14 protein-coding genes are annotated in these 20896 nt (G+C 65.9%); 7 read left to right on the top strand and 7 right to left on the bottom strand.

What is annotated here, in order from left to right:
* Positions 1 to 2332: 2332 nt before the first annotated feature.
* The 7 genes from ACQ1RG_RS04405 to ACQ1RG_RS04375 all read right to left on the bottom strand — a co-directional run bounded on the left by ACQ1RG_RS04405 (position 2333) and on the right by ACQ1RG_RS04375 (position 11941).
* Positions 2333 to 3397, bottom strand: a complete 1065-nt coding sequence (locus ACQ1RG_RS04405; protein WP_100227405.1) for a peptidoglycan-binding protein — start codon at positions 3395 to 3397, stop codon at positions 2333 to 2335.
* Between the two features lie 163 nt (positions 3398 to 3560).
* Positions 3561 to 3878, bottom strand: a complete 318-nt coding sequence (trxA, locus tag ACQ1RG_RS04400; protein WP_063250376.1) for a thioredoxin — start codon at positions 3876 to 3878, stop codon at positions 3561 to 3563.
* Between the two features lie 109 nt (positions 3879 to 3987).
* Positions 3988 to 4977, bottom strand: a complete 990-nt coding sequence (trxB, locus tag ACQ1RG_RS04395; protein WP_063250375.1) for a thioredoxin-disulfide reductase — start codon at positions 4975 to 4977, stop codon at positions 3988 to 3990.
* A 169-nt stretch (positions 4978 to 5146) separates the two neighbouring features.
* Entirely contained in the window at positions 5147 to 7450 is a 2304-nt protein-coding gene (locus ACQ1RG_RS04390) for a virulence factor MviN (protein WP_430600580.1), read from the bottom strand.
* A 60-nt stretch (positions 7451 to 7510) separates the two neighbouring features.
* On the bottom strand, positions 7511 to 9124 hold the full coding sequence (gene murJ, locus ACQ1RG_RS04385; RefSeq protein WP_063250374.1) for a murein biosynthesis integral membrane protein MurJ: 1614 nt from the start codon (positions 9122 to 9124) through the stop codon (positions 7511 to 7513).
* Positions 9125 to 9127: 3 nt separating this feature from the next.
* Positions 9128 to 11410, bottom strand: a complete 2283-nt coding sequence (locus ACQ1RG_RS04380) for a DUF6049 family protein (RefSeq protein ID WP_009376869.1) — start codon at positions 11408 to 11410, stop codon at positions 9128 to 9130.
* 42 nt (positions 11411 to 11452) lie between these two features.
* Positions 11453 to 11941, bottom strand: coding sequence for an NUDIX domain-containing protein (locus ACQ1RG_RS04375; RefSeq protein WP_040341368.1), 489 nt, complete (start codon positions 11939 to 11941; stop codon positions 11453 to 11455).
* A gap of 114 nt (positions 11942 to 12055) precedes the next feature.
* On the opposite strand from ACQ1RG_RS04375, the gene ACQ1RG_RS04370 reads away from it, so the two are divergent.
* The 7 genes from ACQ1RG_RS04370 to rpsR all read left to right on the top strand — a co-directional run bounded on the left by ACQ1RG_RS04370 (position 12056) and on the right by rpsR (position 20887).
* The gene (locus ACQ1RG_RS04370; RefSeq protein WP_063250373.1) at positions 12056 to 13537 is read left to right on the top strand and encodes a CCA tRNA nucleotidyltransferase; all 1482 of its coding nucleotides are present in this window, start codon (positions 12056 to 12058) and stop codon (positions 13535 to 13537) included.
* 109 nt (positions 13538 to 13646) lie between these two features.
* Positions 13647 to 15353, top strand: coding sequence for an AMP-binding protein (locus ACQ1RG_RS04365; protein WP_009376862.1), 1707 nt, complete (start codon positions 13647 to 13649; stop codon positions 15351 to 15353).
* Positions 15354 to 15678: 325 nt separating this feature from the next.
* Positions 15679 to 18018, top strand: coding sequence for a transglycosylase domain-containing protein (locus ACQ1RG_RS04360; RefSeq protein ID WP_009376861.1), 2340 nt, complete (start codon positions 15679 to 15681; stop codon positions 18016 to 18018).
* Between the two features lie 50 nt (positions 18019 to 18068).
* On the top strand, positions 18069 to 19493 hold the full coding sequence (locus ACQ1RG_RS04355) for a hypothetical protein (protein WP_009376859.1): 1425 nt from the start codon (positions 18069 to 18071) through the stop codon (positions 19491 to 19493).
* 176 nt (positions 19494 to 19669) lie between these two features.
* Positions 19670 to 19960, top strand: coding sequence for a 30S ribosomal protein S6 (gene rpsF / locus ACQ1RG_RS04350; RefSeq protein WP_009376857.1), 291 nt, complete (start codon positions 19670 to 19672; stop codon positions 19958 to 19960).
* 31 nt (positions 19961 to 19991) lie between these two features.
* Positions 19992 to 20612 carry a single-stranded DNA-binding protein gene (locus ACQ1RG_RS04345; RefSeq protein WP_009376855.1) on the top strand — a complete coding sequence of 207 codons (621 nt, stop codon included), beginning with the start codon at positions 19992 to 19994 and terminating at the stop codon, positions 20610 to 20612.
* Positions 20613 to 20647: 35 nt separating this feature from the next.
* Positions 20648 to 20887: a 30S ribosomal protein S18 gene (gene rpsR, locus ACQ1RG_RS04340; protein ID WP_009376853.1), complete on the top strand. Its 240-nt coding sequence runs from the start codon at positions 20648 to 20650 to the stop codon at positions 20885 to 20887.
* Positions 20888 to 20896 lie beyond the last annotated feature (9 nt).

The following is a 20896-nucleotide window of genomic DNA, read 5'->3' as shown; positions in this document are numbered from 1 at the left end:
GTTCGATTGCGCCGCAGCATTCTTGGTACCGAATTTGGTGGGATGAGTGGTCGTTCTCCGTGGATTCAATGGAGTTCGGTCTTTTTTCATGCCTGCCTACTTTTCGGCGCTTGATCTCCACCCGCTTATGTCCGGTCAACTCGACTGCTGGATGAAGGCGATGAGCGCTGGTAGGCGTGGCCGGGCGGCGTTTCACGTGAAACGAAGACTGAAGACCGAGTTTCTTGGCGTGTCGCGAGAAACGAGGATTGCTGGCACTGGTGGAGGCTGACCAGTCGCATCAATTTCTACTCTTGGTTTCACGTGAAACGGCCGGCCACGCACGTTTTCGAGTTCCACGAGTATCTTGGTGATTCTAAAGGTATGTCATCGCGATCATCCGCCAAGCCGAAATCGATCAGCCCACCAAGCAGTCTTCACTGGTCCTCCCCGGGGCCCGGCCTCCCGCGGAGGCGAAGAATACTTGATGTGGTTGAAGGCATCGAATGAAGCCAGAAGATCGGGTCCGGACCCGGGCACCCGCACGCTTCAAACCATCGAATGCTGGCTAGAACCCGTAGTCTTCTTGCTATCCTCGGTTCGCTAGTCCCCTTGAAGCGCCCGATTGAACTGGTAGGCGGATATCTGCTTGTTCCTTCGCGCATGATCTGCCCTTCTCTGCTGCCCGTTTCACGTGAAACGTTGCGCCAACCTCACACCGCCCGTTGCTGGTGAACGTGCTGGCTCGTCAATGATCGCTGTGCACTTTTCAGATGAGTTTTCAGATGCGAATGCGCATGTACGTGCTGCGCTGCTAACATCGGTTGGGATCGAGTCAGCGGCCCGCTTCCCGGCGCAATGGGAAACCCTTGGATCAACGCGAAGTTCAGCGACGAACATGGTTGACCGCAGGCGATTTTCCTTAGTGATCGTCAACACCAGCGTTTCACGTGAAACGCACGTGGAGTCGGGTAAATGTCTGTCGGGGCACGCTAGTGGGGAGGGCAAAGATCATTAACGTCCAAAGGGTACCGAGTCGTCCCAGGTCGGTCGATCTGTTCAAGTGGACGACATTGTTGAAGTCCGGAACCGCGGGATTCAGCTGAAGTCATTGGTTGAGCAATCGTCGGCACGGACGAAGGATTGGGACTGAGGGCTGTAGTCTTTCGCTCCTGTACTCATGGTTCTTCCGTGAAGCGTCGGCTGTTAGACGTACTCCTGTGAGCTGGCAGACGTGGATCTCAGAGAGGGAACACGGTGCGTTTCACGTGAAACCAGATCCTCCTATACGTCAAACGAAGGAGACCAAGCGTCCAGAATGAAACGGTGTCGGTAGCGACGCCGGGAGATCTCGTGGGGATGTGGTTCTGGAACTTTGATTAGGGGAATCTATGGCGACTTGGGCTGGATGTCTGTTGACATCACTGTTTAACGTGAAACCGAGTCAATGATGTGCTGGACCTATGTTCGACGTGAAGACGAGTCCGAGCTATGTTCGACGCGAAGACGAGTCCGAGCTATGTTCGAGTTGTGCACCTTGTTCCACGTGAAACGTGGCCACCTCGGGGCCAGAGTAGCGTTCCGCCAGCATGCTGCGGATTTCGTGACTTGATGTTGGTGTCCTGCCCGCTGTGTGGAATCGCTACGCCAGATCGTACATCGTGGAATTGGTACGGCAGATCATGCATCCACATGGCTCCACATGGTACGAGCACCTGAAGACGGAAACACACGCACTGGCGCACGGGCATCTTTCAGCCGGACGATGTCGCTGGCGGAAGGCGGAACGGCTTATTGACTGTTGCGTACTCTGCCTCGTAATTGACCGGCCGATCGAATCTGTGGGCGGCCTGCGATGAGACGGAGGTGGGGACGTTCGATCTTATGTATGTAATTGGACCTTCGTTCCACGTGAAACGGAAGCCGCTTCCCTCCATTCCCATCTCAGCCGCAAATGTGGCTGCGACCGGCATGAGCTCGTCCGCGGGCAGAACGTTCGTGTGAAGGTATTGACGAGGCGTCGGGTGACGGCTGCATGGGAGCCACAGCAGGTGTATCGGGGCGGGCCTGAGAACCGGATCAATGCAAGGGAGATCGACGTCGGCATAGTGGACGACCGCTGGTTTCTTGCCGTCGGTTATCTCGCACAGTGCTTATGACATGGGGCACTTTTGACATGGGGCGATTCTGCGCTCCGTTCAGCCGTTCCGGTTAAGAGATGGGCCGTTGGCCTCGAGGGACGGACACAGCGACAATACTTGGCCAGCGGGGCTTTTCAGCATCGAGGCATCGGCGATTCGTGAATCACATGGAACGGGCGACGAATGAGCGGACCCGAATCGATCAGCGAGCCTCAGCCGTAGGCTTTGATCTCGGCGAGGCTGAGGGTACCGGTCTCGGGATCCGAGTCCTCTCTGACGTAGAGACGCTGCAGCGCTGCAGCGATGCCATCCGCGATGGCGTCGCGCACCGCAGGGTCTTCGAGGTTGCGTCGATCGCCTTCGTTCGTGAGGTACCCGGTGACCACGTGGACCTTGGGTGTGCGGAGGCGCTTGAGTGACGACCACGTGCGAGCGTGGGATCGGCAGTCCTGCATTCCCGTACGCGCGGTGATCTCACTCTGGATGAGGCCAGCGAGACGTGCCCCTACCGGTGAGTTGATGTCCGGATGTTCCTCGTGCCCGAAGTAGAACGTCGCGAGACCGTTCGCGCCGGGCGACCGACTGACGTCGGCGGTGACGGTGACGACGGCCGACGCGCCCAGCTGATCGGCCGCATTGATCTCGGCAGCATCGCCGTCGAGGAGGACGGCACCAGCACCGACGGCCTCCAGGCGCCCTGCCAAGCGACGTGCTACATCTGTAGTGACTTCCCTCTCGAGCCTGCTCTGCTCCTCGTTCATCGGCAGGGTGACGAAGTCCGCGATCGTCGTCGCCGCTTCGATGACGAAGGTGCGGCCGGCGAGCGATGTTCCCGACGCCGCGACTCGAGCGTGCTCCTCGAGGGCGAAGAGGTTGCCCGTGCTCTGCTTGCGATCGACGGCAGAGAGTCCACGCAGCGTCTGCGGTCCTGCGACGCCGTCGACCTTGGTTCCGAGACCACGTTGCAGTTCTTTGACCGCCGCTTCGGTGGTGGCACCGTATTCGGCGTCGATTCGGCCGGCGTAGAACCCCAATCCCGACAAGGTGCGCTGCAACGAGAGCACATCATCCCCCGTGAGGACCTTGACGGGGTCAAAACGGAGCACACGGTCCCCGAGCTGGTACCGGGCCCGTTCGAGCTCTGCGAACGTCTCAGTGCCGAGCACACCGTCGCAGAGGATTCCCCTGGTCTGCTGGAACTGCCGGACGGCGAGCTCGAAGGGACGATCGAAGTCCTGGGTGTGGGCATCGCCGACAGTGAGACCGAGACGCGCCATCTGCGATTTGATCGCAGGGAGGACCTCTGAGGTGTCCCCGTTCCTGAACTGGGGGCGTCCGTGGTGATTCAATGTCGTGCCAATCTGCTTCTCTGGGGTGTGTTTCCGAGGGGAATACGCCGAAGGCGCCTGTTGATATTACAACAGGCGCCTTGGAACTTGATCAGATGAAGTCTGCGAGCTCTTCCTCCAGCGCCGGCTTGGGACGGGCACCGATGATCGTTTTGGCGACCTCGCCGTCCTTGAAGACGTAGAGTGCCGGGATCGAGGTGATCCCGTACTTGCTCGCGGTCTCGAGGTTGTCGTCGGTATTGACCTTGACGACGGTGAGCTTGTCGGCGTTCTCGTCGGCGATCTGGTCGACGATGGGGCTGACCATGCGGCACGGTCCGCACCACGGGGCCCAGAAGTCGACGAGGACGGGCTTATCGGACTTGAGGACGGTCTCATCGAACGTGGCATCAGTGACTTCGGTCGTCATGAGCTCCCTTTCTGCTGGCGGTGGTCTGTCTCTACCGAGAACAGCGTGTGCGGGGGTTTCATTCCCCCAGGGCGCAGCCAGACTTCGGAGCCTGGTTCACCCACCTCCGTCAGGCGTTCATGACCTCGACGGCGGCTTCGTGGTCGCCGTCGGCTTCGAGCTGCTCTGAGGCCTCGAGATCGGCGAGGTAGTTCTCCGCGTCGAGGGCGGCCGCACAGCCGGACCCGGCTGCGGTGATCGCCTGACGGTACACGGAGTCGATGACGTCGCCGGCGGCGAAGACGCCTTCGACGGCGGTCTTCGACGAGCGGCCTTCCACCTCGAGGTAGCCGTCGGCGCGCAGGGGCAGCTGCTCGGCGAAGAGGCCCGTGCGCGGGTCGGACCCGATCGCGACGAACAGACCGGTGACCGGAAGTTCGGAGGTCTCTCCCGTGACGGTGTTGCGGACCATCAGCCCGGTGAGAGCCTCGTCTCCATGGATCTCCGCCACCTCGGTGTCGAGGAGGAACTCGAGCTTCTCATCGGCGCGCGCACGATCCTGCATGGCCTGGGAGGCACGGAGCTCCTGCCTGCGATGGATGAGCGTGACCTTCGACGCGAAGCGAGTGAGGAACGTCGCCTCCTCGAGGGCCGAGTCGCCGCCCCCGACGACGGCGATGTGCTGGTCGCGGAAGAAGAAGCCGTCGCAGGTCGCGCACCAGCTCACCCCGTGGCCGGAGAGCTTCTTCTCGTTCGGCAGTCCGAGCTCGCGGTAGGCGGAGCCGGTGGCGAGGATGACGGCCTTGGCGGTGTAGCGCGCGCCGAGGGCGGTTTCGATCTGATGGGCTCCGGGGTTGAGCTTGAGCGTCTCGACGTCGTCGTAGACGACCTCGGCTCCGAAGCGTTCGGCCTGCTCGCGCATGGCCTCCATGAGCTCGGGACCTTGGATCCCCGCGGGGAACCCGGGGTAGTTCTCGACGTCGGTGGTGTTCATGAGCTCACCGCCGGCGGTCACGGATCCCGCGATGACCACAGGTGACAGGTTGGCTCGGGCGGCGTAGACGGCGGCCGTGTATCCGGCCGGACCGGACCCGATGATCACCAGTTGTGTGTCAGTCATGTTGTGCGTTCCCTGTCGTAGTCTCGTGCGCCGTGCTGACGCTGGATTCCTAGCCTAGTGGTAACGGCAGCCCGACGGCGACTATTCCGCAGGCAGCGGTCGCCTGCGGCCGTCGTCCGGGCACCCCCGCCGAGGTGGTCCACCGGCTGACGTGGCCGACCGCGACCGCTCAGGCGAGGTCGACGGTGCTGATGGTGGCTCGGTACCCGCCGTCATCCTTGGGCAGCTGGGTGATCCACAGGATGAGAGAATCGGTCTCCACGCCCTCATCGAGCTTGACGGTCACCCCGTCGTCGCCCTTCTCGAACTCGCCCTCGCCGACCTTCTTCGCCGAGGTGGGATCGGAGCCGTTGAGGATCTCGAACTTCCCCCCGGAAGTCGAGGACTTCACGGTGACCTCATTGACGGTCGTCGACTTCTCGAGCTCGAAGAGCAGGCCGACCCCGGACTTGAGGTTGCCGAACTTCGCCGAGTTGTAGCGATCCGTCCGCCACGACCCCTTCTCGCCGGAGACGACGTCGCCGGCGCGGTCGTCGTTCTCCTTGTCGTCGCCCTCGGGATCGAGTGCGGAGACCTCGGCGATCTTCGGGGGCTCGGCCTTCGGCTCCTCCTCGGCCGGACTGTCTTCCGCGGGTTCGCTCGGAGCCGCAGTCTCGGGTGTCGCCGTCGGCTCGTCCTGTCCCGAATTGAGATTGACGACGATGATGCCGATGATCACTGCGGCGACGACGAGGAGACCGAGGACGAGGAGGGCGAAGGGCTTCCGCGTTCGGGCTCGGGTCTCCCGCGGGTCCTCCCCGGGGGCGGACGCCAGGGTGCTCGCCGAGGCGGCCCCACCGTTCCCGTGCCCGGATCCTCCGGTGGGTGCTGAGCTTGTCGGTGCGGTGTTCCCGGGTCCACCGGCTCCCGCCGCTGCCGCGCCCACGCCGGCCGCCGCGGTCCCGGCGGCTGCGGTCCCGGCGGCCGCGGTCCCGCTTTCGCCCTGGTCGACGGTCTCCGGGGAGAGCCTGCGCACCTGCTTCGGCGGGGCCGCTGCTTCGGCTTCCTCGCGCCGCGCGGCAGCCGAGGCATCGAGGGCGGCGAGGCGGCGCCTGGCCTCCTCCTCCTTCGCACGGGCGATGCGGCGCTCGCGTTCGTACTCGCGCAGCTGGTGCTCGCGCTGCTGCTCCGAGGTCTCGAACATCCCGCCGAGGAACCACGAACCGTCGTCCTCGTCGTCGATGATCACGCGGGTGTCGTTGTCGTCGTCCTCCTCGTCGACGGCGACGATGTCCATCGCCTGCGTGTCCGGGTCGGGTTCATCGCGGTTGAGGATCGGGGTCGTGAGATTCTCGTCGTACTCATGCGCGGAGTAGCCGGAGTACTCCGAGTACGTCTGCTCGGGGGACCACTCGTCCCAGTCCTTCGCGGCGTTGTCGATCTGCTCCGCGCCGATCGGGAAGCTCGAGGCCTGTCGCATCTGCATGCGCTCCGCGTAGCGACCGGTCGTGCGTCCGACGACACCGGCAGCCAGGCCACGGGTCCCAGGACGGGTGATGCCGATGCGCACCAGAGCCGCCTTGACCTGGTCGTCGCTGGCCTGCGATGTCGACCCGCCGAGCGGCGCCGGACCCGGACTCGGCAGCTTCGTCGCCTCGTCGAAGCTCGACGGGGACTCGTCGAAGAGCTTGTCGTTCTCGGCTGCGGGCGTGCGGTTGACGTAGCGCAGCAGCTCGGCGTCCCATTCGTCGAGGAATCCGAGCACCTCGGCGACGGACCCGGGACCGGGATCGGCGCCTGTGAGCACACCGCTGACGAAGTCGTCGAGTTCGGCGGGGATCTCCGGGTTGAGTGACTTCGCCCGCGCGATCCGCGAGTTCTCGCGGGGCGCTGCGGGGATGCCGTCCTTGCCCTCTTCGCCCGGCCAGTATCCGGTGACCGCTGCGTAGAAGAGGCGGACGAGGTCGAGGGCGTCCTGCCGGGAGGCTGCCGTGGGCGTGTAGTCGTCGGGGTCGATGACGCCGTTGCCGAGCGCGAGCGCGGCATCGATGCCGATTCCCGAGAGAAGGATCCCGCCGTTCGCGTTGATGCCGACGACGCTCGGGCGGAGGAACATGTGGAAGAGACCTCGCCTCGCCGAGGTGACGAGGACCGTGCCGACCTCCCCGATGAGCGCGCGGGCGGCGTCGATGGGAAGCGGCGTCTTCGGGAGGATGGAGCCGAGCGGGGTGACGGCGATGCGCGTCGAGACGACGTAGTCGAGCCCGTTCGAGTTCCCGACGTCGAGCGTCGGGGCGATCCGCGGGTCGCCGAGGATCGATACCCGGCGTGCGGCTTCGAGGACGTCGGAGCCGCCTGAGGCGTCGGCGACGTGGATGAGGACCGGTTCGTCGAGGATCGCGTCGAGGGCGGTGCACACCGCACCGACCTCGGGCCTGTCCTCCAACCACGGGCGGTCAACCGTTGATACGACATAGCGACCGGCAACGACCATGCCGGGTTCGATATCGATCAGGGGGATCACCTCCGGGGCGGCGGGACGGACGAGGACTGACTATCTCCTAAGTTTTCCAGCTGCGAGGCCAATAATCGAATGCAACTCTCGGACTCGGAGCAGAAAGCAGGCTCCGACGTAGACGATGAGCATGACCGTGCCGACTCCCGCGGTGGCGACGAAGGCCTGCCATCGCCCGGAGAGTGCGAAGTCCGGGAAGAAGAGGAGGAGCCCGTAGCCGGCGAGTCCCGCAGCGAGCGCGGCGAGGAGGAACTTCACATGCGCCTTCGCAATCGTGCGGACGTCGATGTCGCCGAGGCGTTTGGAGAGGATTGCGAATGAGAGGATCATCGCGAAGAGGTAGCCGAGGCTCATGACGAGGCCGATGATCGCCACCGTCACGGACTTCGGGAAGATCGACGCCGAGAGGACGGCGAGGGACTGGAAGACGATCTGCGGCAGCTGGATGAAGAACGGCGTGCGCGCGTCCTCGTACGCGTAGAACACGCGCTGGGCGAGGTAGTTCGCGCTGAACGGGATGAGCCCGAAGACCATCGTGATGATGACGAGCCCGACGGCCATCGCCTGTTCCCGCCCGGCCCCGGCGATGATCATCGCCACCGGAGAGGCGAGGACGACGAGGGCGGCCACGGCGAAGGAGTTGACGAGCCCGACCATGCGCACGCCCATCGAGAAGTCGGACTTCACCGCCTCGGTGTCGTGCTCGGCGGCGTTCCTGCTCAGTGAGGTGAAGAGGGCGGTGGCGAGCGAGACCGCGATGAGGGAGTGCGGCAGCATGAAGACGAGGTAGGCGTTCGTGTACGCCGCGTTCGAGGCGTTCCCCTCGCCGGGCACCGAGGCGCCGGCGGCGACGCGGGAGATGATGAGGAAGCCGAGCTGGCCGATGAGCATCGCCGCGAACGTCCAGAAGGCGACCTTGCCGGCCGTGCCGAGGCCGACGCCGCGGAAGCCGAAGGTCGGCCGGTACCTGAAGCCGATCCGCTTGAGCGGCCAGATGAGGATGAGCGCCTGGGCTGCGACGCCGAGGGTGGCCGACCCGCCCATGAGCGCGATCTTCTCGGGCGTCCACGTGTCGAGCGTGTGCGGTGAGGCGGTGTTCGTGCCGAAGACGACGATGAAGACGAGGAGTCCGGCGATCGCGACGATGTTGTTGAGCACCGGCGCCCACATGTAGGGACCGAACGACGACTTCGCGTTGAGGACCTGGCCGAGCAGCGTGTAGAGGCCGTAGAAGAAGAGCTGCGGCAGACACCAGTATGCGAACGCCGTGGCCAGCGCCATCTGCTCAGGACTCCACCCCGAGGAGTAGAGCCACACGAGGATCGGGGCGGCGAGCGTCGCGACGACGCTGACGATCGCGAGCAGGAGGAAGGAGAGCGTGAGGAGGCGGTTCGTGTAGTCGCGTCCGCCGTCCTCGCGCTTCGTCGCGCGCACGAGCTGGGGAACGAGCACGGCGTTGACGACGCCGCCGGCGAGCAGCATGTAGAGGGTGTTCGGGACCTTGTTCGCGACGTCGAAGGCGTCGGCCTGGACGGCGGTGATGCCGATCGCGGTGGCGAGCAGGGAGGCCTTGACGAGGCCGAGGATGCGCGAGGTCAGGGTGCCGGCGGTCATGATCGCCGAGGATCGCGCCAGGCTCGAGAAGTTCGCCACGTCCTACCTCTTCTCCGGTTCGTCGTTCTTCGCGCGGGCGACCGCCGCCGCCAGCTGCTGTTCGGGGATCTTCCGCCGTCCGCGGGACACGGACTTGACCAAGCCGATCACGAACACGGCCGCGAGCGCCAATCCGACGACCGCGGTGCCGATGTTCTCCCAGTCCGCGCGGACCCGCACGAGCAGTGAGGCGTCCCTGGGCAGGACGACGCCGTCGGCGGTGACCATCTCGATGGTCGTGGGCACGTCGGCGTTCGCGAGCCCCTCGACGGGGACGTCGACGCGCATCGTCTCTGCGGGTGGGACGGCGACGGTCTCCGTGGTCTGGGCCCGCAGCTGCGGGGTCTGCGGTTTCATCTGCAGCCTGAGCGTCGCCTCGGCGTTGGTGTCGTTGACGATCGTCACCGGGATCGTCGTCTTCTCCCCGGTGACGAGGAGCACCGAGGAGCCCTTCTCGAGGTAGAGGCCGTCCATCTGCGCCCGGCTCGTCTGCTGCGCCTTCGCCAGGCACGTCGACGAATCCCCGCCGAGGGTCCACGCGACCGAGGTGCACGCGAGCAGGGACCGGTCGAGGCGCGTGTTCGCGGCCTCAGGATCGGAGAACGCGCTGTTGAACTTCGACTCCGTGGTCCGGACCTCGGCGATCCCCTCGAGCGTGCTCGTGGCGATCCGCTCGGGATCCGTCGCCTTCTGGAGCAGGCCCCGCGGTTCGGGATCGCTCTCGAGCAGGGCATCGAGACCGGCCGCTTCGATCCAGGGGGTTCCGGTCACGGTCTTCACTGTCGACTCCCACCCCGCCGAGGCGGTCGTGCGCGGCAGAGGCACGAGCAGGTGCCGTGACCGGTTGGGCGCCTCTGACTGGATCGCCGCGGTCGTGGCGACGAGTTCGCTCATCGCCGCCGGCGGTGCCTCGGCGTTGATGACGTCGGCGCTCAGCCGGGTCAGGGCCGAGTCGGAGATGAGCGTCTCGACGGTCGACTGCCCGTCTGAGGTCGTCCGGGTCACCGAATGCGCGTCCTCGCGGATGCCTGAGGTGGGAGGCTGCTGGACGTCATCGAGGATGACCGTCGAATTCCCCGCCTTCTGCAGGGCGCGGAGGTCCGCACGGTCCGCGGTGCCGGCGATCGGCCACGCGATGTCCGTGCGGGCATTCGGAAGGACATCCTTGACGATGCTCTTCTCCTTCTCCGCGAAGGCACCGAGGTCGTCGAGCTCCTCGCCGGTGAGCGAGTTCTGATCGGGATCGCCGAAGGGCAGGGCGAGCACCGTGCGGGTCTCTGCGGTCGCGAGGAACTCGCGGTACCACGCGTCGAGGCGCTTGCGCTGCTCCTCCCGCTCGTCGGGGCCTTCGGCGGCTGCGGTCTCACCAGGGCTCGGCGGCGGGGAGGGCGCACCGGTCTCCTCTTCCTCGCCGTCCTCGGCGGGGGGTTCTGCCACGGCGGCCTCGAACGAGGCGACGACCCTGGGGTCGAGGGCGATGGCCACCTTGGGGTCCTCGAACGCCCGGGCGGCGTTCGTCAGCGCTCCGTCCTCGGCGATCGCGGCATCGAGCTCGTCGGGGCCGATGAGGCCGTCGGTGGTGTAGCCGGGCAGGGTGACCGGGGCGAGGAAGCTGATCGCTGTGCGATCGAACTTCGGGTTCGGATACCACGTCGTGAAGCCCACTCCGGTGGCCAGCGCCCCGGAGGCGTCGCGGATCTGCACGCTCAGTCCACGGGACCCCCACGAGGAGTTCGGGGAGGACGCGCGCAGACCGAGCTGGTCGGCGGGCACCGTGATCGTGAACTCGCCCGTGGACCCCGGGGCGAGTTCCTTGGCGAAGGTCGCATCCACCGAGGTGACCGGATCGGCATCGTCACCGCCCTGCTTCTCGGCCTGCTTCCTCGCCTCCGGCCCGTCGCTGTTGAGATCGGCGACGACCCGGTGCCGGGACTGATCGGTCTTCCACGCTTCGATGCGGTATTCGGAGTCGAGGGTGCGCAGCGACATGCCGAGGCGCAGCTGCGGATCGACGATCGCCGTGTCCGTCGAGTTCGTCACCGTTCCGCGCACGGTCAGGGTGCCCTTGTCGTCGAGCCACGGAGTGATCTCATCGAGTCGCATCGACACGCCGGTGCCGGATCTCCCGCCGTCGGCGTCGCCGCCGTCGGCCGCGCCGCTCGCATTCTCGCCGCTCTGGCCGCCGGAAGCCGCCGCGGCCAGGGGGAGGGCGAAGACCGACCCTGCCAGCAGCAGGGTCGCAGTCAGCAGCGCGAAGAGGACGCGCGCGGGGGTGAAGCTGTTCACTGTTCCATTTCGTTCGTCATGCGGCACACAGGCACACCGCCCTCACATCTCCCACTCACGGACCATGGGACGGGCAGCGGCGACGATACGGCGTTCGTTGGCGAACGACAATCGCGTCCGCAGCTCGTCGAAGGGCACCCAGGCGGCGTCGACGGCCTCCTGGTCGGGATCGTTGTCGACCGTGAGCGTGCCGGACCTCGCGCGGAGCAGGAAGTGGTGGACGAGTTTGTGGATGCGGATCCCGGTCACCGTGAACCAGTAGTCGACGGTACCGAGCGGGCAGATGACCTGGCCGAGGATCCCGGTCTCCTCCTCGACCTCACGGCGGGCCGCCTCGGCGGCGGTCTCCTCCCCTTCGAGATGCCCTTTGGGCAGGCACCACTCGAGACGCCCTGCGCGGTTGAGTCGGGCGATGACGGCCACACTGAGATCCTGACTGGAGAAGTCGACGACGATGCCCCCGGCGGATGTCTCCTCGACCGTGGTGCGTCGGGATGCCCGCGGTCCCGGTTTGGGCATCGGTGTGGTCATTCTCCTACCTTAATGGGCGATTCTTGGAAGTCCCGCTTGACGCGCTCCCGGTAGGCTGGAGGTTGCTCGATCGCCGTGCCCGCAGGCCGGCTTACCCCAAGAGTCAGGAGTTCGGTGGACCCGCAGAGCGCGCATGTGCGGCTGTACGACAAGCTCGATGAGCTCGACGACATCCTCGGTCCGCTCGGCAGTCGATTCGCCGAGGCGGGATTCGAGCTCGCCCTCGTCGGCGGCTCGGTGCGCGACGCGCTCATGGGACGGCCGATGCCCGACCTCGACTTCACCACCGACGCCCGCCCCGACGACATCCTCGCCCTCATCGTCGACTGGGCCGATGCCCATTGGGACATCGGCCGGGAGTTCGGCACGATCGGAGCGATGAAGTCCGGGGTGCAGATCGAGATCACGACCTACCGCGCCGAGGCGTACGAGCCCGATTCGCGCAAGCCCGTCGTCCGCTTCGGCACCGACCTCGACGCCGACCTCGTCCGCCGCGACTTCACGATCGGGGCGATGGCCGTGCGCCTGCCCCAGAAGACCTTCGTCGACCCCTACCAGGGCTTCGACGACCTCATGGCCGGCCGGATCCGGACACCCGGAACCCCGGCGGACTCGTTCTCCGACGATCCGCTGCGGATGATGCGCGCCGCGCGCTTCACCTCACAGCTCGGACTCGACGTCGATCCCGGTGTCGAGGCGGCGATGACGGAGATGGCCGACCGGATCGCCATCGTCTCCGCCGAACGCATCCAGGTCGAACTCGTCAAGCTCATCACCGGCGTCGATCCCGCCGCCGGGATCGACCTGCTCGTGCGCACCGGGATCGCCGACCATGTCCTGCCCGAGGTGGCGGGGCTGCGGCTCGAGACCGACGAGCACCACCGGCACAAGGACGTCTACCAGCACAGTCTCACCGTGCTCCGGCAGGCCGTCGACCTTGAGGCCGCCTATGCCGCGAGGCAGCGGGAGGCCGGAGTCGAGGCCGCCGACCCACAGCACCTGCCCGAACCCGACTTCGTCGTCCGCTTCGCCGCCCTCATGCACGATGTGGGGAAGCCCGCGACGAGGAACTTCCTCCCTGGCGGTGCCGTGACCTTCTACCACCACGATGTCGTCGGCGCGAAGCTCACGGCGAAGCGGATGAAGGCCCTGCGTTTCGACAAGGACACGACGAAAGCCGTCTGCCGCCTCGTCGAACTCCATCTGCGCTTCTACGGCTACGGGGATGCGGGGTGGACGGACGCTGCCGTGCGCCGCTACGTCACCGATGCCGGAGCTCTGCTCACCCGCCTCCACATCCTCACCCGTGCCGATGTCACGACGCGGAACCGGAAGAAGGCCGACCGGCTCGCGTTCGCCTACGACGATCTCGAGTCGAGGATCACCGCGCTCGCCGAGCAGGAGGAGCTCGCGGCGATCCGGCCCGACCTCGACGGTCGGCGGATCATGGAGATCCTCGGCATCGAACCCTCTCCGCTCGTCGGGCGGGCCTACAAGCACCTCCTCGAGATGCGCCTCGAGCACGGACCGCTCGGCGAGGAGCGGGCCGAGGAGATGCTGCGGGCCTGGTGGGCGGAGAACGCCCCGAAGGAGTGACACCGCCCCCCGCCTCTACGGGGGCGGCCGCCGCCTGGTAACTTCGGAGTCGTGAGAATGTGTGCGCCGTCACAGGCGACGCGCGAGCAGCGACCACGAGGAGACCGCAATGACTGTGACTGACGAGTTCCGGGCGGCCAGGGACCGGCTCATCGAGCTCCGCAGCGACTACGACGCTGCCCGTGAGAACTTCGAGTGGCCGCGCTTCTCGCACTTCAACTTCGGCATCGACTGGTTCGACCGGATCGCCGAGGACAACGACGATCCTGCGCTGTGGATCGTCGAACAGGACGGGTCGGAGGGCAAGTGGAGCTTCGCCGAGCTCGCCGCACGTTCGAACCAGGTCGCGAACTTCCTCCGCCGCTCCGGCGTCCAGCGCGGCGACCACGTCATGGTCATGCTCGGCAATCAGGTCGAGCTGTGGGAGACGATGCTCGCGGGCATCAAGCTCGGCGCCGTGCTCCTGCCGACGACGACGCAGCTCGGCCCCATCGATCTGAGCGACCGCGTGGAGAGGGGCCGGGCCCAGTTCGTCGTCGCCGGTCCTGAGGACGCTGCGAAGTTCGACGACGTCGACGCCGAGGTCGTCCGCATCGTCGTCGGCGGAGAGCCGACCCGCCAGCAGGACTATGCCTACGCCGAGGCCGAGGAGGAGCGCACCGAGTTCGAACCGCAGGGCCGTTCCCGCGCCGACGACCTGCTCCTGCTCTACTTCACCTCGGGCACGACGTCGAAGGCGAAGATGGTCGCCCACACCCATGTCTCCTACCCCGTCGGACATCTCTCGACGATGTACTGGATGGGGCTGACCCCCGGCGACGTCCACCTCAACGTCGCCTCGCCCGGATGGGCGAAGCACGCCTGGTCGAACATCTTCACCCCGTGGATCGCCGAATCGTGCGTGTTCCTCTTTAACTACTCGAAGTTCGACGCCGGCGCGCTCATGGAGACGATGGATCGGGCCGGGGTGACGAGCTTCTGCGCGCCTCCCACGGTCTGGCGGATGCTCATCCAGGCCGACCTCGGCCAGCTGCAGACCCCGCCGACGAAGGCCCTCGGGGCGGGTGAGCCGCTCAACCCCGAGGTCATCGACCGGGTCAAGAGCGAATGGGGTGTGCTCATCCGCGACGGATACGGACAGACGGAGACGACCCTGCAGATCGGCAACTCCCCGGACCAGCCGCTCAAGTACGGGTCGATGGGCAAGGTGCTCCCCGGCTACGAGGTCGTCCTCATCGACCCGGCCACCGGGGAAGAGGGTGACGAGGGCGAGATCTGCCTCCGCCTCGACCCGACTCCGCTCGGCCTGACCACCGGGTACTGGAACAACCCCGAGAAGACCTCTGAGGCCTTCGAAGGCGGCGTCTACCACACCGGCGACGTTGCGCAGCGTGATGAGGAGGGCTACATCACCTACGTCGGGCGGGCCGACGACGTGTTCAAGGCCAGCGACTACCGGCTCTCCCCGTTCGAACTCGAGAGCGTGCTCATCGAGCACGAGGCCGTCGCCGAGGCGGCCGTGGTCCCCTCCCCGGATCCGGTCCGTCTCGCCGTCCCCAAGGCCTATGTCGTCGTCGGCAGCGGGTTCGAGCCCGATGCCGAGACCGCGCGCTCGATCCTCGCGTACTGCCGGGAGAACCTCGCCCCCTACAAGCGGATCCGCCGACTCGAGTTCGCCGAGCTGCCGAAGACGATCTCGGGCAAGATCCGTCGCGTCGAACTCCGCGCGAGAGAGGATCAGCTCCACCCCTTCAGCGGCGAACCCGCTGTCGAGGGGACCGAGTACGCGGACACCGACTTCGACCTCAAGGGCTGAGTCGGGCGGCTGCACGACAGGGGATGCGGACGGGAGGTCGGCCTCGCGGCCGAGGCGATTTCAGTGCCTGTGACAAGGGAGAATGTGAGCAAACACGCACTCTGAGTGTTTGCTTTACGTGAAGAGATGTAAAATTGCTGGTGAACGGGTTGCCGTAGGCGCGCCGTTCTCACAGCGGGTGATGCTCAGCAGCCACATGGCGCGGCGGAACCGCATTTTTCACGGTGTTCCAATGAACGCGTGCGACACTGAAATCCATTTGTGACCTTTTCGAACCTCGTCGCCATCGCAGTGCGGGACGTGGAGAAGACCTGGAGGACCTTGGGTGGCTAAGGCAGAGAAAGCAGCCGGAACCAGAGGCAGGAAGACGAAGAATCTGCTCAACTATCCGCGTGCCGGAGTGAGCGGGTGGACGCGCTTCCTGCCCAGTCTGCGCATCCTCGTCGTCGGCGGACTCAGTGCGATCATCCTCGCGTGCATCGCGTTCGCAATCGGCTACGCGACGACCGAGGTCCCCGAACCCAACCTCGAGGCGACCGGGCAGACGTCGACGATCTACTACAACGACGGCAAGACCCCGATCGGCCACTACAAGATCGAGGACCGGAGGTCTGTCGACATCGGTGAGATCTCCGAGCCGATGCAGAAGGCCGCGATCGCTGCCGAGGACACGTCGTTCTACGAGAACCGCGGCATCTCGATCAAGGGCCTCTCCCGCGCTGTGGTCGGCGTCGTGACCAACCAGTACGCCGGCGGCGGGTCGACGATCACCCAGCAGTACGTGAAGAACTTCTACCTGACGAACGAGCATTCGCTCGACCGCAAGGTCAAGGAGATGTTCATCGCGCTCAAGATCGACCAGCAGCAGAGCAAGGACGAGATCCTCGCGAACTACCTCAACACGATCTACCTCGGACGCCGCTCCTACGGTGTCGAGGTCGCAGCGCAGAACTACTTCGGCAAGTCCGCGAAGGACCTCGATCTCGCCGAATCGGCGCTCCTCGCCGCGATGATCCAGCGCCCCGGTGCCGCCGATCCGGCGGAGAACCCGGAGATGTACCAGGATCGCTTCGACTACGTCATCAAGTCGATGGTCGACGAGGGCTTCATCACCCAGGAGCAGGCCGACCAGGTCGAGATGCCCGAGGTCAAGGCGCAGAGCAAGGAGGACTCGCTCAGCGGTCAGAAGGGCTACATGTGGGAGTACGTCCGCAAGGAGGCCATGGCGAAGCTCGGGATCGACGAGTCGCAGCTCGACCGCGGCGGCTACAACATCGTCACGACCTTCGACGCGAAGCGGATGAAGGAAGCCGAGCAGGCGATCAACGACCTGCCGAAGGACAAGCCGAAGGGCCTGCAGGCGGGCCTCGTCTCGATCGATCCGAAGACCGGCGGCATCGAAGCCTTCTACGGCGGCAAGAACTACCTCGATCAGGCGTTCAACGCCTCGACGCAGGGACACGCTCAGGCGGGTTCGACGTTCAAGCCCTTCGCCCTCGTCGCCGGCTTCGAGAACGGCGTGCGCCTGACCGATCGGTACCCGGGAAGCCCGACGACGCTCAACAATGACGGCACTCCGTGGCCGGTGAAGAACTTCGGCGGCTCGAGCTATGGACCGGTCACCCTGCTCAAGGCCACGCAGTCCTCGATCAACACGGCCTATGCAGCGCTCAACGTCCAGGTCGGTCCCGACAAGACCGTCGACGTCGCACAGCGGGCGGGCCTGAGCCCCAACTGCACGAAGGAGCAGATGGCCTCGGGCGACACCGGCAACTGCACGATCGACCTCACCCCGAACGCGGCCAACGTCCTCGGTACGCCGAGCGTCAAGGTCATCGACATGGCCACCGCTTACGCGACGTTCGCTTCGAACGGCGTGCGCCACGAGACCCACTCGATCGAGTCGGTCTCGAAGGACGGCGAAGAGGTCTACAAGGCCGACACCAAGGGTGAGCGGGTCTTCGACAAGGCCGTCGCCGCCGAGACCACCTACGCCCTGCGCCAGGTCGTCAACGGCGGGTCGGGCAGCTACGCCCAGAACCTCGGCCGCCCGGCGGCCGGCAAGACCGGTACCTCGACGTCGAACAAGTCGGCGTGGTTCTCCGGCTACACCCCGCAGCTGGCCACCTCGGTCGTCCTCTACCGCGAGGTCGACGGCAAGTCCGTGCCGATCGGCGCCTACGGCGGTCGCAGCGAGGTCACCGGTGGTTCGTTCCCGATCCAGGTGTGGACGGCGTACATGAAGGACGCCCTCGAGGGGACGAAGGTCGAACCCTTCCCCGAGCGCGGCAAGCTGCCAGAGGTGAAGAAGCCCGCCAATACGAACGCTCCTCCGGCGCCCAAGCGCGAGCCGCGCGAGGATGACGACGACGCGCGGAAGAAGGCTCCCGTCGACGAACCGACGAAGAAGCCCAAGGACGACGAGGAGAAGGACTCCGGCAAGGACAAGGACAAGGAGAAGGACGCCGACTCCACCGCCGATACCGACGGCAAGGACTCCGCCGACGGGTCGAATGAAGGGTCCAAGGACGGCAACGAAACCGGGTCGTCAGACGAAGGCGGGGACGGTGAGAATCCGACGAAGCCGCCTAAGAAACCGGACCCGACTAAGCCCCCGAAGAAGCCGGTTCCTATCGATCCGCCGACCGGAGCGCCCGGCGGGTGATCCCGCACGCCGGGGGCCGGTCGTCCTCCGATGACCGGTAACCTCTGAATATGCCTTCGACTCCAGCCACCCGGATCGCCGAGCCCCTGCTCGGCGGTCCGGACGGCATTCACCGCGGTTCCGCATCGGCCGTGTATCTGCGCGGGCAGGCGTTCGTCCTCGCGGGGATCCTCGGGATCACGACGTTCCTCGCTCTCGCTCTCCAGGGTCCGTGTCTGAGCTCGGGCTACGAGCGGCCGAGCGCCTCGGCGAGGATGTGCGCGGGCCCGCTGTCGACGGCGTTCCTCGGGCAGTTCAATCCCGAGGCGGTGGGCCGCGCTCGCGGCGGAGCCTCGGGTCTCTCGGTCCTCGACGGCGTGCTCGTCGACGTCTTCCGCCTCATCACCGACGACGTCTCGGTGTTCATGGCGTTCGTCCTTCTCCTCAACGTCGTCGGGGTCGCGGCACTCGGTGTGGCGTTGCTCCTCCTCGCCCGCCGGCGGGCATGGCTCGTCGCCGTCTTCGCCTCACCCGTCATCCTCTTCACCCTCGGATCGACGCTCGACCCTCTCGCGCTCGCGCTCAGTCTCTGGGCCGTCGTCCTCGTCGTCGCTCCGGCTCCGGTGACTCCGCGACCGTGGCTGGCGGGGATCCTGCTCGCGATCGCTGCGTTCGAGAATCCGCTCGCTCTCCTCGTCCTCGCCGCCCTCGCGCTCTCGGGGCTCTACCCGCCGGGCCGGCTCGAGCACCGCAACCCGCAGATGATGATCGCCACCGCGACGATCGCCTCGGCGATCATCCTCGTCGCCGACGGCACCACGATCCGTCGCGTGACCCAGTGGCTCTCGGACGCCGTCGACGGCGGCTCGTTCGCCTCGATCCTCGTCATGGCCCGCATCGGTGACGCCGGGACGTGGGCGACGGTGTGGATCGTCGCGAGCGGGCTCCTTGTGGCGGGCGTCCTCGTCGCCCTGTTCATGGTGCGTGTGCATGGCCTCGACCCGGCCGTCACCTCGTGTCTGCTCATCGGCTCGTGCCTCGTCCTCGCCCCCGCCCTCATGCCGTGGGATTCGCTGTGGCTTCTCCCCTTCCTCGCCCTCGCCGTGTCCCGGTGGTGGGTGCTCATTGCCTGGGCCCTCGCCGAGGCGGTCTTCGCCATTGCGATCCAACTCGGCGACGTCACCGGCATCGATCCGAGCAAGGGCCTCGAACCCTCCTTCATCGCCCTCTTCTCCCTCCTGCGGCTCTTCGCCCTCATCATCGTCGTCGTCTTCGCTGGGGAGAACCTCTACCGGCGTCGGGTGCGCGGACGGCTGCGCCCGCGGATCCGGTCGGCAGAGCCAGCCACCGGCGATGCCGATTCCGAGGGCGCGGGCCCCCGCGCCGACGTCGCGGCCGGCGGGAATGATGGAGCGGCCGGCAGCGGTGCCGGGAAGACCGCCGAAGGAGACTCAGGCGGACACGGGGACTCGGGCACCGCCTCGGCGAGGGAATGACCCTGCCCCCGTGGCCAAGGGCACGGGAAACCGACATGACAGCCGGCGGCGCGGTCCCGTAGAATAGGGAGGTCTGTTCCCATTTCGCGGACCTCGCGGAGGACGGAACGGGCACGCATTTACCCTCCTGCCATGGACCGACCATGGCCGTGAAGACCAGAGGAGGTGGGTGACACATGCGTCATTACGAGCTCATGCTCATTCTCGACAGCGACCTCGAAGAGCGGACGTTGGCTGACACCGTGAACAACCTGATCAAGGTTGTCCCGGCAGAGAACGGAACCGTCGACAACGTGGACATCTGGGGACGTCGGCGCTTCGCCTACGAGATCCAGAAGAAGTCCGAGGGCTACTACGTCGTGGTGGACTTCCACGCGGAGCCGGCCACGACCAAGGAACTCGATCGTCAGCTCGGACTCAACGAGTCGGTGCTGCGGACCAAGATCCTCCGCCCGGACGCCAAGTAAGCGTCACGCTACCCCGTTTGAGGAGCATTCAATGGCAGGCGAAACAGTCATCACGGTCGTCGGGAACCTGACAAGCGATCCCGAACTGCGCTTCACACCCAACGGTGCTGCAGTCGCGAACTTCACCGTGGCCTCGACGCCGCGTATCTTCGACCGTCAGTCGAACGAGTTCAAGGACGGGGAGACCCTGTTCCTGCGCTGCTCGGTCTGGCGTGAGATGGGAGAGAACGTCGCCGAATCGCTGCAGCGGGGTACCCGGGTCATCGTGCAGGGCCGACTGAAGTCGCGCTCGTTCGAAACCAAGGAAGGCGAGAAGCGCACGGTCATGGAGCTGGACGTCGACGAAGTCGGCCCCAGCCTGCGACGCGCGACCGCTCAGGTCTCGAAGAACGAACGCGGCGGCGGAGGCTTCTCCGGCGGTGGCGGCAACTCCGGCGGCTACCAGGGTGGCGGCCAGCAGGGCGGCTACCAGCAGCAGTCGTCGGGGTGGGGCAACAACCCGCAGCAGGGCAACCCGCAGCAGGGTGGACAGCGCCAGGGCGGCTACAGCCAGGGGAACAACGGTCCGAACAACGACCCGTGGGCATCATCTTCTCCCCAGAACGACAACGGCGGCTGGGGCAATCCCGGCGCCGACGAACCGCCGTTCTGACCACGTTTTAGACATTTCTCATACAGGAGAGACTCATGGCAAAGCCAGAGATCCGGAAGCCTATCAAGAAGAAGGCGAATCCGCTCAAGAAGGGCGAAGCGGCCAACATCAACTACAAGGACACCGCTACGCTCCGCAAGTTCATTTCTGACCGTGGCAAGATCCGTGCACGGCGCGTCACCGGCGTGACCGTGCAGGAACAGCGCGTCATCGCGAAGGCCGTCAAGAACGCCCGCGAGATGGCACTCCTGCCCTACTCGAGCTCTGCTCGCTGATCGGAGGAG

The organism is Brevibacterium sp. K72, assembly GCF_050562175.1.
In the GTDB taxonomy this organism is placed as follows: Bacteria; Actinomycetota; Actinomycetes; order Actinomycetales; family Brevibacteriaceae; genus Brevibacterium; species Brevibacterium casei.
The sequence above is the reverse complement of the archived record's forward strand: the minus strand, read 5'-3'. Positions and strand labels throughout refer to the sequence as shown.